Source organism: Ruegeria sp. BHSB172 (assembly GCF_059613165.1).
Genome location: NZ_JBXWRZ010000038.1, coordinates 1 through 14,126, shown reverse-complemented (window position 1 = coordinate 14,126; position 14,126 = coordinate 1). Strand labels below are relative to the sequence as shown.

16 protein-coding genes are annotated in these 14,126 nt (G+C 63.9%); 5 read left to right on the top strand and 11 right to left on the bottom strand.

Annotated features, from left to right (window positions below):
* Positions 1–10: 10 nt before the first annotated feature.
* From AC2FM3_RS14520 to AC2FM3_RS14475, 10 genes are all read right to left on the bottom strand, one after another.
* Positions 11–745, bottom strand: coding sequence for an amino acid ABC transporter ATP-binding protein (locus AC2FM3_RS14520; RefSeq protein WP_496683104.1), 735 nt, complete (start codon positions 743–745; stop codon positions 11–13).
* Entirely contained in the window at positions 742–1,416 is a 675-nt protein-coding gene (locus AC2FM3_RS14515; RefSeq protein WP_496683102.1) for an amino acid ABC transporter permease, read from the bottom strand. The genes AC2FM3_RS14520 and AC2FM3_RS14515 overlap by 4 nt, the downstream gene beginning before the upstream one ends.
* 4 nt (positions 1,417–1,420) lie before the next feature.
* Positions 1,421–2,161: an amino acid ABC transporter substrate-binding protein gene (locus tag AC2FM3_RS14510; protein ID WP_496683099.1), complete on the bottom strand. Its 741-nt coding sequence runs from the start codon at positions 2,159–2,161 to the stop codon at positions 1,421–1,423.
* 302 nt (positions 2,162–2,463) lie between these two features.
* Positions 2,464–2,850 (bottom strand): Cu(I)-responsive transcriptional regulator, encoded by a 387-nt coding sequence (gene cueR, locus AC2FM3_RS14505; protein ID WP_496683096.1) that lies wholly within the window; start codon positions 2,848–2,850, stop codon positions 2,464–2,466.
* Positions 2,851–2,864: 14 nt separating this feature from the next.
* A complete protein-coding gene (locus AC2FM3_RS14500) occupies positions 2,865–5,375 on the bottom strand; it encodes a heavy metal translocating P-type ATPase (RefSeq protein WP_496683093.1) in 2,511 nt (836 codons plus the stop codon).
* 68 nt (positions 5,376–5,443) lie between these two features.
* Entirely contained in the window at positions 5,444–5,884 is a 441-nt protein-coding gene (locus AC2FM3_RS14495) for a c-type cytochrome (RefSeq protein ID WP_496683132.1), read from the bottom strand.
* A gap of 70 nt (positions 5,885–5,954) precedes the next feature.
* Positions 5,955–6,854 carry a c-type cytochrome gene (locus tag AC2FM3_RS14490; protein ID WP_496683089.1) on the bottom strand — a complete coding sequence of 300 codons (900 nt, stop codon included), beginning with the start codon at positions 6,852–6,854 and terminating at the stop codon, positions 5,955–5,957.
* A 9-nt stretch (positions 6,855–6,863) separates the two neighbouring features.
* Complete coding sequence (locus AC2FM3_RS14485; protein ID WP_496683086.1) at positions 6,864–7,436, bottom strand: c-type cytochrome; 573 nt, start codon at positions 7,434–7,436, stop codon at positions 6,864–6,866.
* A 54-nt stretch (positions 7,437–7,490) separates the two neighbouring features.
* A complete protein-coding gene (locus AC2FM3_RS14480) occupies positions 7,491–7,811 on the bottom strand; it encodes a hypothetical protein (protein WP_496683082.1) in 321 nt (106 codons plus the stop codon).
* A gap of 24 nt (positions 7,812–7,835) precedes the next feature.
* Entirely contained in the window at positions 7,836–8,285 is a 450-nt protein-coding gene (locus tag AC2FM3_RS14475; protein ID WP_496683079.1) for a c-type cytochrome, read from the bottom strand.
* A 210-nt stretch (positions 8,286–8,495) separates the two neighbouring features.
* On the opposite strand from AC2FM3_RS14475, the gene AC2FM3_RS14470 reads away from it, so the two are divergent.
* Positions 8,496–8,768 carry a hypothetical protein gene (locus tag AC2FM3_RS14470; protein ID WP_496683076.1) on the top strand — a complete coding sequence of 91 codons (273 nt, stop codon included), beginning with the start codon at positions 8,496–8,498 and terminating at the stop codon, positions 8,766–8,768.
* Here the strand turns inward: AC2FM3_RS14470 and AC2FM3_RS14465 are convergent, their stop codons facing one another.
* Positions 8,769–9,431: a L,D-transpeptidase gene (locus tag AC2FM3_RS14465; RefSeq protein ID WP_496683074.1), complete on the bottom strand. Its 663-nt coding sequence runs from the start codon at positions 9,429–9,431 to the stop codon at positions 8,769–8,771.
* Positions 9,432–9,733: 302 nt separating this feature from the next.
* Here AC2FM3_RS14465 and AC2FM3_RS14460 point away from each other — a divergent pair, with 302 nt between their 5' ends.
* The 4 genes from AC2FM3_RS14460 to AC2FM3_RS14445 all read left to right on the top strand — a co-directional run.
* Positions 9,734–10,771 carry a substrate-binding domain-containing protein gene (locus tag AC2FM3_RS14460; RefSeq protein ID WP_496683071.1) on the top strand — a complete coding sequence of 346 codons (1,038 nt, stop codon included), beginning with the start codon at positions 9,734–9,736 and terminating at the stop codon, positions 10,769–10,771.
* A gap of 67 nt (positions 10,772–10,838) precedes the next feature.
* Positions 10,839–12,215 (top strand): phosphate ABC transporter permease subunit PstC, encoded by a 1,377-nt coding sequence (gene pstC / locus AC2FM3_RS14455; protein ID WP_496683068.1) that lies wholly within the window; start codon positions 10,839–10,841, stop codon positions 12,213–12,215.
* 10 nt (positions 12,216–12,225) lie between these two features.
* Positions 12,226–13,530 carry a phosphate ABC transporter permease PstA gene (pstA, locus tag AC2FM3_RS14450; protein WP_496683067.1) on the top strand — a complete coding sequence of 435 codons (1,305 nt, stop codon included), beginning with the start codon at positions 12,226–12,228 and terminating at the stop codon, positions 13,528–13,530.
* A gap of 19 nt (positions 13,531–13,549) precedes the next feature.
* The coding region (locus AC2FM3_RS14445) for a phosphate ABC transporter ATP-binding protein (RefSeq protein WP_496683064.1) at positions 13,550–14,126 on the top strand (577 nt) is incomplete at its 3' end.

The following is a 14,126-nucleotide window of genomic DNA, read 5'->3' as shown; positions in this document are numbered from 1 at the left end:
GGCCGCGTCGTCAGGCACTGACGCGCGCCAGAAACCGCTGCAAACGCAGATCTTTCGGCGCATCGAAGATCTGTGCCGGGGGGCCCTGTTCCACGATCCGACCGCCCTCCATGAAGATCACCCGGTCGGCGATTTCGCGGGCAAAACGCATCTCATGCGTGACGATCAACATGGTCTGGCGTTGCGCGGCGACCGAACGCATGAGGTCGAGCACCTCGCCGACCCATTCCGGATCCAGCGCCGAGGTCGGCTCGTCAAACAGCATCAACTGCGCCCCGATCGCCATGGCGCGGCCGATCCCCACGCGTTGCTGCTGTCCGCCCGACAGGCTGGCCGGATAGCTGTCGGCCTTTTCCGCCAGACCGATTTCCTTCAGGATGCGACGGCCCTGCGCCTCGGCCTCGGCGCGGGGGCGTTTCTGCACGGTGACCAGCGCTTCCATGATGTTTTCCAGCGCGGTGCGATGTGAAAACAGGCCGTAATTCTGGAACACGAAGGCAGTCGCGCGCCGCAAGGCCAGAATATCGGCACGGCTGGCCCCTGTCGCATCGACCGAAATGCCTCCGACCGTGATGCGGCCCGCATCGGGCGTGTCCAGAAAGTTGATGCAGCGCAGCAACGTGGATTTCCCGGTGCCCGAGGGGCCGATGACGACGACGCGCTCGCCCTTTGCGATCTCGAGATCAATGGTGTTCAGGACGGCGGTGCCGCCAAAACGTTTGGTCAGTCCTTCGATTCGGATCATCGTGCATATGCCTTGTTCAGTCGGATCTCGAGGACCTTCTGCGCCTGGCTCAGACCTTCGACCATGATCCAGTAGATGACGGCGACCACCAGGAAGGCCTCGAAATACAGGAAGCTGCCCGCCGCCTCTTTCTGGGCAGCACCCATCATCTCGGTCACGCCGAGGGTGAAGGCCAGCGAGGTGCCCTTGATCATGTCGATGAAGTAGTTGACCAGCGTCGGAGCCGCCACGCGGGCCGCCTGCGGCAGGATCACCCGCCACATCATCTGGCCTTGGGTCATCCCGATGGACTGGGCTGCTTCCCGCTGGCTGCGATCGACGCCGATGATCGCCGCGCGGATGGTTTCGGCCATGTAGGCGGCAAAATGTAGCGTCAGCCCCATGATCGCGGCGGTCACCCCGTCAATCGCGGTCAGGAAAGACAGAACTTGCGGCAACCCATAGTAGAACAGGAACAGTTGCACCAGCAGCGGCGTGCCGCGGAAGAAGCTGATGAACAGGAGCACCAGCTGATCCAGCACAGGCACGCGAAAGACACGTTCCACCGCCAGCGCCACTGCGAGAACCAGCGCCAGCACCATGGCGGCCGAAGCCATCGCCAGCGTCAGCGGCACATAGCCCAAGATGACGGGGACCAGCCCCAGCATGTATTCAAGGTCCAATCCCCGCATGGCTTCAGTTCGCCGTGATGTCGGTTCCGAACCACTTGACCGAGATTTCCGCCAGGGTGCCGTCCTGCTTCAGCTCGGTCAGCGCCGCATCGACCCGGTCGCGCAAAGCCCGGCCTTCCGCGTCATCGCGGAACGGCAGGGCGTTGCGGATTTCCGAGAAGGGCGCGCCGGCCAGCTCCAGCGGCAGCGGGCTTTCGGCGATCAGCTGGGCCGAGGACACGCGGTCCATCACGAAGGCATCGACACGGCCCAAGGCGGTGTCCTGCGCGATGTTGGCCTCGTAGGTCTTGATCTCGATCTCGTCGGAACACGGCAGTTCTTTCAGAAGCTGCTCGAAATTCGAGCCGAGGTTGACGGCGACGGTGTGGCCTTTCAGATCTTCGACCCCCTTGATGGTGTCGTTGCCCTTGCGCACGACCACCTGCGCGCCGTCGATCACATAGGGCTGGCTGAACGCAAACCGGGCTTCGCGTTCGGGGGTGATGGTGATCTGGTTGGCGATCGTGTCGATCCGGCCCGCGTCCAGCGCGCCGATCAGGCCCGAGAACGACATGGTCTCGAACGCGATGTCCAACCCTGTCTTTTCGCCAACGGCGTTCATGACGTCGACCTCGAAGCCCTGAAGCACGTCCTGCTTAACGAAGGCAAAGGGAAAATACCCGCCCGACATGCCCACGCGCAGGGTTTCGGCGGTTGCGGCAGTGCCCAGACCCAAGGCCAGAACGGTTGCTAGGATACGGTTCATTTCGGCAAACCTCTGTTATGCGTAGGCCGCGGAAATTGGGTATCGGCAAAGCCAAGTCAACCGGGTGGGCTAACAAAAGACGCTCTGTTCGGGACACTGGGTTGGGGCGAAACTCGGTTCGTAACTTGCGCCCCGTTTCCGAACGAGCGTTTTACAAAGCTTTATTCGCAGAGGTGGATGTTCCTTCCCAACGCCTTGATGTCGGCGTCGGGCTTCTTCCGGAGTGATGTTCGAGGACAAACGAGACCGGACGACGCGGGTTTCCGCCACCATCCTGTGGAATGTGTCGCAGACGGATGCGGTCAAATCCGCCCAAGGTCATTCAAGATCGGACAATCCGGGCGGTCATCGCCGGCACATTCCGCGACCAGGTGAGACAGCGTGGCGCGCATGGCCTTGAGATCGGCGATCTTCGCGTCGATTTCCTTCAGGTTCTGCTTGGCGATGCGCTTTACATCGGCGCTGGCGCGACGCTTGTCCTCGTACAGTGCCAAAAGCGTCCGGCAGTCTTCGATGGTAAAGCCCAGCGACCGGGCGCGGCCGATGAACGCCAGTTTGTGCAGCTCTTTTTCGTCGAAATGCCGGTATCCGTTGGCGCCGCGCCGGGGTTTGATAAAGCCGATGTCTTCGTAGTAACGAATGGTCTTGGCCGGAAGGCCCGAGCGCTCGGCGACATCTCCGATATTCATGGTTCCCTCCTTGTCTAGTCGGCATTGGCCGGGTTGAGCGTCAGGATGCGGGTTTCTTCGGGAGCGTCCTGTGGTGTTCGGGCCGGTTTCACCCAACGCAGCCGCAAGGCGTTGGACAGGACGAAAACGCTGGACAGCGCCATCGCGCCCGCGGCCAGAACCGGCGACAGAAGCGGCCCGCCGAACGGGTACAGAACCCCGGCGGCCACCGGGATCAGCAGCGTGTTGTAACCAAAGGCCCAGAACAGGTTCTGCCGGATGTTGCGCATGGTGCGTCGGCTGATGTCGAACGCGTTGACCACGCCGGTCAGGTCACCGGAGATCAGCACCACGTCGGCCGCCTCGATCGCGATGTCGGTGCCGGTGCCGATGGCAATGCCCACATCCGCCGCCGCCAGCGCGGGCGCATCGTTGATGCCGTCGCCCACGAAGGCCAGCTTGCCTCCGTCTGCGCGCAGGCTTTCGAGCGCTGCCACCTTGCCTTCAGGCAGCACCTCGGCGACCACGTGGTCGATGCCCAGTTGCGCGGCGATGGCCCGGGCCGTGGCGGCGTTGTCACCGGTGATCATCGCGACCTTCAGACCCAGGTCATGCAGGGCCTGGATCGCGGCGGGCGTGCCGGGCTTGATCGGATCGGCCACGGCGATCACCGCCGCGATACGCCCGTCGATCGCGGCATAGAGCGGCGTTTTCCCCTTGGCGGCCAGGTTCGCGCCGCGCTCTGCCAGCCCGCCGATCTCGATCCCCTCGCGGGCCATCAGGCGGTCGGCGCCGATCAGAACCCGGTGGCCTTCGACCATTGCCTGCACCCCGTAGCCAGTGATCGAGTCAAACGCTTCGGGCTTGGGCAGAGACAACCGGCGGCTTTCGGCGGCCCGGGTGATCGCGGTTGCGATCGGGTGTTCCGACGTGGCCTCGACCGCGGCGACAAGGCGCAGCACCGCGTCCTCGGTCATGCCGTCGGCCACGATCAGGTCGGTCAGTTCGGGCCGGCCCTCGGTCAGCGTGCCGGTCTTGTCCAGCGCAACGACGGTGGTTTCCTTAAGCATCTGCAGCGCGTCCCCCTTGCGGAACAGCACACCCATCTCGGCCGCACGCCCGGTGCCCACCATGATCGAGGTCGGCGTGGCCAGACCCATGGCGCAGGGGCAGGCGATGATCAGAACCGAGACCCCGGCCACCAGCGCCAGGCTCAGCGCCGGGTCCGGGCCGAACAGCAGCCAGACCAGAACCGTCACCACGGCAACCGAGATCACGGCCGGAACGAACCACAGGGTGATCCGGTCGACCAGACCTTGGATGGGCAGCTTGGCCCCCTGTGCCTGTTCGACCATCTGGATGATCTGCGCCAGCATCGTGTCGGCCCCGACCTTTTCGGCCCGGAAGGTCAACGCCCCCGTTCCGTTCACGGTGCCGCCAACCACGGCGGCGCCCTCGGCCTTTTCGACCGGCACCGGTTCGCCGGTGATCATGCTTTCATCCACATAAGACCGCCCGGTCAGCACGGCGCCATCCACCGGGATCTTCTCGCCGGGGCGGACATGCACTATGTCGCCCACGACGATCTGATCGACGGGCAGTTCCACCACGCGGCCATCGCGCTCGACCCGCGCGGTCTTGGCTTGCAGCCCCACCAGCTTGCGGATCGCCTCACCGGTGCGGCCCTTGGCGCGCGCCTCGAGGAAGCGGCCCAGCAGGATCAGCACCACGATGACCGCCGCCGCCTCGTAATAGACGTTTGCGGTGCCCGCCGGCAGAAGGTCGGGCGCAAAGGTCGCCACCAGCGAGTACCCATAGGCCGCCGCCGTCCCCAGCGCGACCAGCGAGTTCATGTCGGGCGCGCCCCGCAACAAGGCCGGAAAGCCCTTGGAATAGAATTGCAGCCCCGGCCCGAACAGAACGATCGTGGTCAGTACGAATTGCAACAGGTGGCTGGTCTGCAGACCGATCGTCTGGGCAATCAGATGGTGCATTCCGGGAACGACATGCGCGCCCATTTCCAGAACAAAGACCGGCAGAGCCAGAATCGCGGCAAAACTCGTGCGCCGGGCCAGGTGCTGGATTTCCTCGGCTTTGCGGTCCTCGGGCTCGGGCCGTGCCGCATCTCGGAGGGTGGCGGCGTAGCCCGCCGCCGTGGCCAGCGCGGCGATGGCCTCGGGCGTGGTGGAGCCTGCCACATAGCGGACTGTGGCAGTTTCCAAGGCCATGTTGACCGAGGCCGCCACGACCCCCTGCCCCGCCAACAGCGCCCGTTCCACGCGGCCCACGCATGAGGCGCAGTTCATTCCCTGAATGTCCAGCGTGACCTCTTCGATCGCGGAGGGATACCCGGCCGCCTCGAGCGCGCCGAGGATGGTCGGCAGGTCAGCGGGCGCGTGGAAATCGACCTGGGCGCTTTCGCTGGCCAGGTTGACCGAGGCGTCCTCGACGCCGGGCACAGCCTTCAGGGCACGTTCGACGCGGCCGACGCACGAGGCGCAGCTCATTCCCTGAACCTGAAGGCGGGCGTGTGAAATCTGGGTCATGTCGTCACCATTGAATCGCTGCTGACCCGCTACATAAGGGTTCCAGCAGGTGGAAGGTCAAGGTGCACTCAGCGAAAGTCCTCGAAACGTCCGCCGTCTTCGGCCTCGGTCCGCAGTTGCTGCATCTCGCGCTCGCGTTCCGTCCAACTGGATTTGATGAAACCGAGGATGTCTCGGATCTCTGCATCGGTCAGGGTATCGGCGAAACCGGGCATGCCACTTTGTACCCCGGTCACGCCCATGCGTTTCAGCGTCTCGGCACCGCCCAGCTTGGTATAGGCGAACAGCATACCGTCTCCGTGATGCCAAGTATGGCCGGTGCGGTCATGCGGCGGGGCCGGCAGAACACCGTTGGCGTCGGGCGTCTGCCAGTCCGGCTGACCCTCAAGGTTGGCCCCGTGGCACGCGGCGCAGTTCTCGGCATAGAGCACCGCCCCCCGCACCGGATCGGAGGGTTCGTCACTGAGGTCAGCGCCTGAAATCCATCCGAACGCGCCAGCGGCACCCATCACGACGGCGGCCGTCAGCGCCACCCAGGGCAATGTCGTCCTGCGCGGCTGGCCCCGCGGCTCCACCTTTTCACTGTCCGTCATGGTCGTCCAACAAATAGGTGGCCATGGCGCGGCGGTCTGCTTCGGTCAGGAAGCTGGTGCCGTAGGTCACGACCTCGCCCATGGCACCGCCGAATACGTCACCGTCGGGCATAATGCCGGTGCGCAGGGCATAGGCCAGGTTGTCGACCGTCCAGCCCAGCCTCTGCAGGGTTTCATAGTCGATGGCCGGCGCCTTGTCGCCGCCCGGCAGTGCATCACTGCCCTTGAAATGCTCGGTATCCGATTTGCGGGCACCAAACAGATTGCGCCCGGTGTGGCAGGCGGCACAGTGAGTGGCGCCTTCGACCAGCAGCCGGCCGCGGTTCCACACATCACCTTTGCCGGGGACCGGATCGGTGCGCGGAGGCTCGAGGAACGCCGCGCGCCACAGTTTCAGCCCCCAGCGCTGGTTGAAGGGAAAGGCCATCTGCTGCGCGCGGGACGGCGTGCCCACCGGCGGCACGGTCTGGAACGCCGCCCACAGGTCGGCAATGTCCTGATCGGTGAAATCGGCGTAGAACGGGTACGGGAAGGCTGGGTAATAGGGCTGCCCGTCCGGCGCCACGCCTTGACGCACGGCCTTGGCAAATTCCTCGATCGACCAGCCGCCAATGCCGTGGTCCGGGTCTGTGGTCAGGTTCGGGGAATACACCGTGCCAAAGGGTGTTTCGAGCTTGACGCCGCCGGCCAGGGGCGCGCCACCCTCGGCGAAATTGGTGTGGCAGGCGATGCAGCCGCCCGCCCGCGCCAGGTAGGCCCCGCGGTCAACGTCGCCCGTCAGCTCGGGCAGTTGCGGCGTCAGACCGATTGGCCACGCGACCACGGCGGCCAGCCCCGCCGCAGCCAGTACGGCAGAGGCAAGGCCCAAGCGATAGATGCGTTTCATCGTGGCACCCTATTCCGACCGGAACCGCGTGTGACAGGCCGAGCAGTTTTGGCCCAGCATCATGAACACGCCATCGGCGGGCATCTCGGACAGCTCCTCGCGCCCGGGGGTTCCGCCCATCATGGCCCCGCCCCCCATCATCGAGGCGCCACCCATCATGCCCGATCCGCCCATCATGCCGGACCCTTGACCGGCACGGGCCATCATCAGCCCGTTGTCGGCCGCAAGGACCAGCCCCTCGGCATAGGTCTGCAGCTGCTCGGCCAGTTCGGCGAAGGCTTCCCAGTCCTGCCAGATCTCGGGTTTGGCCTCGGAGGGCATGCCGTCGCTGCCTTCGGGGAACAGCCGTGTCATGCTGTCACCGGCATGGCGCCCGATCGTCTCGGCCGCGCGCCGGACTGTGGCGGCGTCATAGGGTGTCTTGCCCTGCATCATCGGCGTCAGGGTCTTCATCGCGTCCTTCATGGCGGACATACCGTCCATGCGTTCCTTCACGATCCCGGTGGCGCCACCATGCGCCAGGGCGGTTACGGCGATCATCGACGCCAGCACGGCTCCCGTCGTCAGTTTTGAAAGGGTCATCGTCTTGTCCTGTTTGTCTGCTTCAACTCGCCCCCGAAAGGGGCCTTTCGTGACTCAGGACACGGCGCGCGGCGGGGGCGGATCGAACAGGGCCACCGGCAACATCCGGTACCGGCCCGGCGGGATGGCACGGCGGCTGATCCTTGATACCAGAGCGGAAACGACGGGCGCGGCCACGGTCATTGCCACGCCGTTGCAGAAGGCCCCGCCGTGGCAATGACCCGGGTGGCCCTGTTCGACATGGTCGGGGTCGGATGCTTCCAGATCGACGACGGCATGTGTACCCCCATCGCCCCCATGCGCCAAGGCGGGTTCCGAGAACACCAGAACACCGGCCAAGACCAAGCCCAAGGCCAGAAGCCACCGTCCGATCACCCTGTCCGCCCAGCTGTGCAAGGTTCAGTCTATCCCGTTCTCGCGCTGCAGTTCCCTGACATAGGCAACGATGCCCTGCACGTCTGCACGGGTCAAGCCAGCGACCGGCGGCATGTCGCCAAAGCGCCAGTGATGGGCCTGAACACCATATTGAACCGCCCGCTGAAAGGCCTCGTCCCCGTGGTGGCTGGGCTCATAGATCTTGTGTACCAACGGCGGCGCCAGCCCTTCCAGCCCCGTCGCATTCATTCCATGGCAGGCTGCGCATTTAGCGTCAAAGGCAACCTTTCCCATCTGCGCCTGCGCACTGAACGTCGCCGGCACCCGGACCTGCGCGATTGGTTCCCCCTGCGACAGCGACGACGTATCGGGCACCGCCATCGAATGGCCCGTAGGCTGCTGGTTGAAGTTGTAGACAAATACGGCAGCGCCCGCGATCAGAACGCCGCCAATCAAAAGCGTCAGTTTGTTCATCGGCTCGTTTCACTTGGTTGTAGATGCATTCGCGGTTTGCGCGTCTTCTGCCGCCTTACCGCGCTGGAAGGTCAACCCAAATTTGTTCGCAACGCCCTGCGCAGAAAAGCCACGCTGTCACACCTATTGTACGCAGCGAATTGAACTGCGCGCGTCAGGATGCAACTTTGTGCGGCAAACGGACCGGGAAACAGCACGGGGAAGTACACGATGTTGGCCAAATCGGACTTGAAATATGCGGCAGTTTTGCTGGCAGTGAGCGCCTGCACGGAAACCGCGTCGATGTCCGGCGCGTCCGCGCCCGGCGACCTAGCCAAGGTGCCCGAAGGGGTGATCGCAATTGCCGCGCCCGGCCAGAACCTGAACGCAGTTCGGATCATGCCCGAGGATGGGTGTTACTGGTACCGCCATGTCGGCCCGGTCGAGACGACCTATCTGCCGCTCAGAACCGTCGAGGGGCGCCCGATCTGCGCCCGCGCCTGATCAGGCAGAGGCTGTGATCGGCTGCTCGGGCGGGTAGAGATGTGCCGTGGCGCCGGGCTGAACCCGGTCATACAGGCCGATGATATGCGCCATCACCATGCGCACGCAGCCTGAACTGGCGCGGCCACCTATCGACCGGGGATAAGGCGTGCCGTGGATGCGCAGATAGGTGTCGCGGTTGCCCTGATACAGATAGAACGCCCGCGCCCCCAGCGGGTTTTTCGGCCCGCCCGGCATGCCGTCGGCGAACTGGGCATAATCCTGCGGGTCGCGGCGGATCATGTCGGCGGTGGGCGTCCAGCGCGGCCATTTGGCCTTGCGTTTGATCGTATAGGTTCCGGGCTCGTACAGATCACCGCGCGCGATGGCCACGCCGTAGCGCATGGCGGTACCGCCATCTTCGATGAAATACAGATACCGCGCCACGGCATCCACATGGATGTCGCCGGGTTTCAGCGGCCGGTTGGTCTGAACCCGGCGGGGCAGGAACCGCGGATGCAGACCCCAGGGGTTCGACGCGGCCGGATCGTAATTGCCCGGCGTGACCTGCGCATCCCATGCTGCCCATTGAGACGCGGTCGCGGCCGAGGCCGGCAACGCACCCAGAATCGGCTGCGAGAACAAGGCAAGCGATGTCGCAACAAAGTGTCGTCTGGTCAGCATATCAACGCTCCTGTCACCCGGCCATCGGTATGATTCGAAACTGGATCACCAAGATCCTCGAATCGGGGCGCCGAGTCCATTCACTTGTGTGTATGGGGCCATTTTCCCTGCACGCCAGGTGTTATTTGGACCGCCTCATCTCCATTTCAGCAGGATTCGGCGCAGGAGATCCCGCAAAAACCCGAACCCTGCGCGCTTTGTCATGAAACTGTTACACTGCCGTTACATAAGCGTCGCACGTCCCGCTTAGAGCAGTCGCCAAGGCCGCAGGGGGCGGCCAAAGCTGAGTTTCAGGAGTGACCATGACCACCATCAAACTGACCGCTTCGGTTCTGGCAATCACCGCCATTGCTGCGTCTGCTGCTTCGGCGCGCGACGCCATCCGCATCGTCGGATCTTCGACCGTGTTCCCGTACACCCAGGCCGTCGCCGAGCAGTTCGCCAACAACACCGGCGCAGCCTCGCCCATCGTCGAATCGACCGGTACCGGCGGCGGCATGAAAATCTTCTGCGAAGGCATCGGTGAAAACACCGCCGACATCACCGGCGCATCGCGTGCCATGAAGGCCTCGGAATACGAGCTGTGCCAAAAGAACGGCGTCACAGACATCTCGGAAGCCCTGATCGGGTTCGACGGCCTGTCGATCGCCATCTCGCGCGGCAATGATCAGGACTGGGACCTGTCGCTGGGTGACATCTACTTGGCCCTTGGCGCCCAGGTGCCGGTTGATGGCGAGTGGAAGGACAACCCGTTCAAGACCTGGAACGAAGTCAACCCCGACCTGCCAGCCGTGGAAATCCTGGCTTATGGCCCGCCGCCGACCTCGGGCACCCGCGACGCCTTCGTCGAGCTGGCGATGCATGCCGGCTGCGAAGAGCTGGATTTTGTCAAGAATGGCGGGTTTGATGGCGACTGGGTCAAGGAAAACTGCTCGCGCATGCGCACCGACGGACCCTTCGTCGAAGCGGGCGAAAATGACAACCTGATCGTTCAGCGCCTTGAGGCGGACCCGAACGCCGTTGGCATCTTCGGCTACTCGTTCCTGTACGAAAACTTGGATAAGCTGAAGCCGGTCAAGATCGAAGGCGTCGAGCCGAATGCCGACACCATCGCCGACAAGTCCTATCCGGTGTCCCGCCCGCTGTACTTCTACGTCAAGAACGCGCATCGCGGCGTGATCCCGAACTTGGACGAATTCCTGGAAGAATACATGTCGGACGACGCGCTGGCCGCTGACGGCTATTTGGCCGAGCGTGGCCTGGTGGCCCTGTCCGACGAGCGCCGTGAAGAGCTGCAGGACGCAATCCTGAACGGCCAGAACATGGAACCCAAGTCGTAAGACTTGCAATTCACGGGGCTGTCCGGCCACGAAACCGGGCAGCCTATTTTTTTGCCTGGGGGGGCAGATGACGACTTTCGTGTTTGCGGCGCTGTTGGGCGTCAGTATCCTTGGATATTTGCTGAACCGGCGGGCTGCAGCCGGTCTGCGCGCAGATGGGGCGCGTCTGCACTCTCTGCCCGGCTATCACGGGCTGTTTTCTTTTCTGTCCACGCTGGTTCCGGTCTTTGTGCTGATCGTACTGTGGCTGATCCTGCAAGGCCCGGTGATCGACCATGTGGTCATGTCGGGCCTGCCTGCCGGCAGCCTTGACGGATTGGACACTGGCGGGCGCCAGTTGGTGCTGGCCGAGATTAAGTCGATCTCGCGCGGGCAGATCTTCGGCGAGCCCGAACAATGGAAGATGGCCGCGGCCCAGCGGTATCTTGAGCTCCATAAGATGTCGGGATGGGTTCTGCTGTCGATCGTCCTCGTTCTGTCGTTGGCGATCGTGGCCTTTGCCCGCTCGCGCGTGGGGGCTGCGTTCCGCGCTCGCCACGGGGTCGAGCGCATCGTGTCAAGCCTGATGATCTTCTGCTCGACCGTCGCCATTTTTACGACCGTCGGTATCATTGCCGCGCTGCTGTTCGAATCCATCCGCTTTTTCGAGATGGTGCCGATCACCGAGTTCTTCTTTGGCCTGAATTGGGAACCGCAGATCCCTCTGCGCGAAGACCAGATTGCGGCCGAAGGTGCCTTCGGCTGGCTTCCGGTCATTCTCGGCACCATCGTCATAACCGTGGTCGCGCTGTTCCTGGCGGTTCCGGTGGGCCTGTTGTCGGCCATCTACCTGAACGAATTCGCACCCGACCGCTTGCGGGCGGTGGCCAAGCCGGTGCTGGAGATCCTGGCCGGCGTGCCGACTGTAGTCTATGGCTTCTTCGCGATCCTGGTGGTGGCGCCGGCGATGCGCAGTTTCGGCGCCTCGCTGGGCATTCCGGTGTCCCCCAACACGGCGCTGGCCGCAGGCAGCGTGATGGGCATCATGCTGATCCCGTTCATCTCGTCTTTCACCGATGACGCCCTGTCGGCGGTACCGCGTTCGCTGCGCGACGGGGCGCTGGCGCTGGGGGCAACCCGGGCCGAGACGGTTCTGAACGTGCTTTTCCCTGCCGCCATTCCCGGCATCGTCGGTGGCATCCTGTTGGCCGTCAGCCGCGCGATCGGGGAAACCATGATCGTGGTCATGGCCGCCGGCCTGATCGCCTCGCTGACCATCAACCCCCTGGACAGCGTAACCACGGTGACCGTGCAGATCGTCACGCTTCTGATCGGCGACACCTCGTTCGATAACCCCAAGACGCTGGCGGCCTTTGCCCTTGGCATGATGCTGTTCGTCGTCACCCTGATCATCAACGTCTTCGCGCTGCGCATCGTGCGCAAGTACCGCGAAGCCTATGACTGAGGCCAAGACCATGGCTGACCTGACCGCAGGACCCGAAAAGACGCCCCCGCAGGGCAACACCGCCGACGCCGTACGCGCCAGCCTGACCCGCCGCAACCGCAAGCAGAAGCTGCTGCAGGGCTTGGGCCTGGGCGCCATCGGCTTTGCCTTTCTGATGCTGTTCATCCTGGTGGCCTCGCTGGTATCGTCGGGATATCAGGCCTTTACCCAGACCAAGATCACGCTCGAGGTTTATATCGACCCCGAGGAGATCAAGCCCGAAAAGCTGCCGCGCGGCGGCTTCAAGGACGTACTGCAAGCCTCGCTGTCCGAGTTGCTGCCCAAGGTGGACACCAGCGACCGGGCCACCCGTAAGGCCCTAGCGGGCATCCTGTCCAACGGCGCCCAGTTTCAACTGCGCGACCGGGTGGTGGCTGACCCTTCTCTGATCGGGCAGACCATCACGCTGACGGTGCCGGTATCGGATCCGTATGACCAACTGAACAAGGGCACCATCGACCGCGACACGCCCGAGCAGAACCGCCGTCTGAACGATGCCGAGATCGCCTGGTTCGACCAGCTGAAAGCCCAAGGTGTAATCAGCAAGCCGCTGAACACCGGCCTGGTCACCAATGCCGACAGCCGATTCCCGGAACTGGCTGGTCTGAAGGGCGCGCTGATCGGGTCGTTCTGGGCGCTGTTCGTATGTTTCGCGATTTCCTTCCCGCTGGGCATCGGCGCGGCGATCTACCTTGAAGAATTCGCGCCCAAGAACAAGATCAGCGACTTCATAGAGGTCAATATCAACAACCTGGCCGCGGTGCCGTCGGTCGTGTTCGGCCTGCTGGCTCTGGCGGTGTTCATCGGCTGGTTCGGCCTGCCGCGCTCGGCCCCGTTCGTGGGCGGCATGACGCTGGCGCTGATGACCATGCCGACGATCATCATCGCCACCCGCGCCGCGCTCAAGGCGGTGCCACCGTCAATCCGCGAGGCGGCCCTGGGCATCGGCGCGTCCAAGCATCAGGTGGTGTTTGGCCATGTGCTGCCGCTGGCGATGCCCGGCATCCTGACTGGAACGATCATCGGGCTGGCGCAGGCGCTGGGGGAAACGGCCCCGCTGCTGCTGATCGGGATGAACGCGTTCATCACCTCGGCCCCGGCCGGCCCGTTCGACAGCGCCACCGCCCTGCCCACCCAGATCTTCATCTGGGCCGACAGCCCCGAGCGCGGCTTCGTCAGCCGGACCTCGGCGGCGATCCTCGTGCTGCTGGGTTTCCTGGTCACGATGAATGCCATCGCGATCTATCTTCGGAACAAATTCGAGCGCAGCTGGTAAGCGCAAAGGGATCATCATGATGAATGACATGAGCAAGATCGAACCGGGCGTCGCCGTCGATGCCGTCAAGATAAAGGCGCAGGACGTCCAGGTCTTCTATGGCGAAACCCAGGCGATCAAGGACGTCTCGGTGGACATTCTTGACAAGACGGTCACGGCCTTTATCGGGCCGTCGGGCTGCGGCAAGTCCACGTTCCTGCGCTGCCTGAACCGGATGAACGACACGATCGACATCTGCCGCGTCAAGGGCGACATCCGGCTGGACGGCGAGGATATCTATGACCCCAGCATCGACCCGGTGCAGTTGCGGGCGCGGGTGGGAATGGTGTTCCAGAAACCCAACCCGTTCCCCAAGTCGATCTATGACAACATCGCCTACGGCCCACGCATCCACGGGCTGGCCAAGTCCAAGGCCGACCTGGACGAAATCGTGGAAAAATCCCTGCGCCGCGGCGCCATCTGGGACGAGGTCAAGGACCGGCTGCATGCGCCCGGCACCGGGCTGTCGGGCGGCCAGCAGCAGCGCCTGTGCATCGCCCGCGCCATCGCCACCTCGCCCGAGGTGCTGTTGATGGACGAGCCATGCTCGGCACTGG

Coding starts and splice junctions, on each gene's coding strand:
- AC2FM3_RS14470 (WP_496683076.1), top strand. CDS start 8,496: ATGTTGGCCAAATCGGACTTGAAATATGCGGCAGTTTTGCTGGCAGTG.
- AC2FM3_RS14485 (WP_496683086.1), bottom strand. CDS start 7,436: ATGACCCTTTCAAAACTGACGACGGGAGCCGTGCTGGCGTCGATGATC.
- AC2FM3_RS14475 (WP_496683079.1), bottom strand. CDS start 8,285: ATGAACAAACTGACGCTTTTGATTGGCGGCGTTCTGATCGCGGGCGCT.
- AC2FM3_RS14510 (WP_496683099.1), bottom strand. CDS start 2,161: ATGAACCGTATCCTAGCAACCGTTCTGGCCTTGGGTCTGGGCACTGCC.
- cueR (WP_496683096.1), bottom strand. CDS start 2,850: ATGAATATCGGAGATGTCGCCGAGCGCTCGGGCCTTCCGGCCAAGACC.
- AC2FM3_RS14515 (WP_496683102.1), bottom strand. CDS start 1,416: ATGCGGGGATTGGACCTTGAATACATGCTGGGGCTGGTCCCCGTCATC.
- AC2FM3_RS14495 (WP_496683132.1), bottom strand. CDS start 5,884: ATGGGTGCCGCTGGCGCGTTCGGATGGATTTCAGGCGCTGACCTCAGT.
- pstC (WP_496683068.1), top strand. CDS start 10,839: ATGACGACTTTCGTGTTTGCGGCGCTGTTGGGCGTCAGTATCCTTGGA.
- pstA (WP_496683067.1), top strand. CDS start 12,226: ATGGCTGACCTGACCGCAGGACCCGAAAAGACGCCCCCGCAGGGCAAC.
- AC2FM3_RS14520 (WP_496683104.1), bottom strand. CDS start 745: ATGATCCGAATCGAAGGACTGACCAAACGTTTTGGCGGCACCGCCGTC.
- AC2FM3_RS14490 (WP_496683089.1), bottom strand. CDS start 6,854: ATGAAACGCATCTATCGCTTGGGCCTTGCCTCTGCCGTACTGGCTGCG.
- AC2FM3_RS14465 (WP_496683074.1), bottom strand. CDS start 9,431: ATGCTGACCAGACGACACTTTGTTGCGACATCGCTTGCCTTGTTCTCG.
- AC2FM3_RS14500 (WP_496683093.1), bottom strand. CDS start 5,375: ATGACCCAGATTTCACACGCCCGCCTTCAGGTTCAGGGAATGAGCTGC.
- AC2FM3_RS14460 (WP_496683071.1), top strand. CDS start 9,734: ATGACCACCATCAAACTGACCGCTTCGGTTCTGGCAATCACCGCCATT.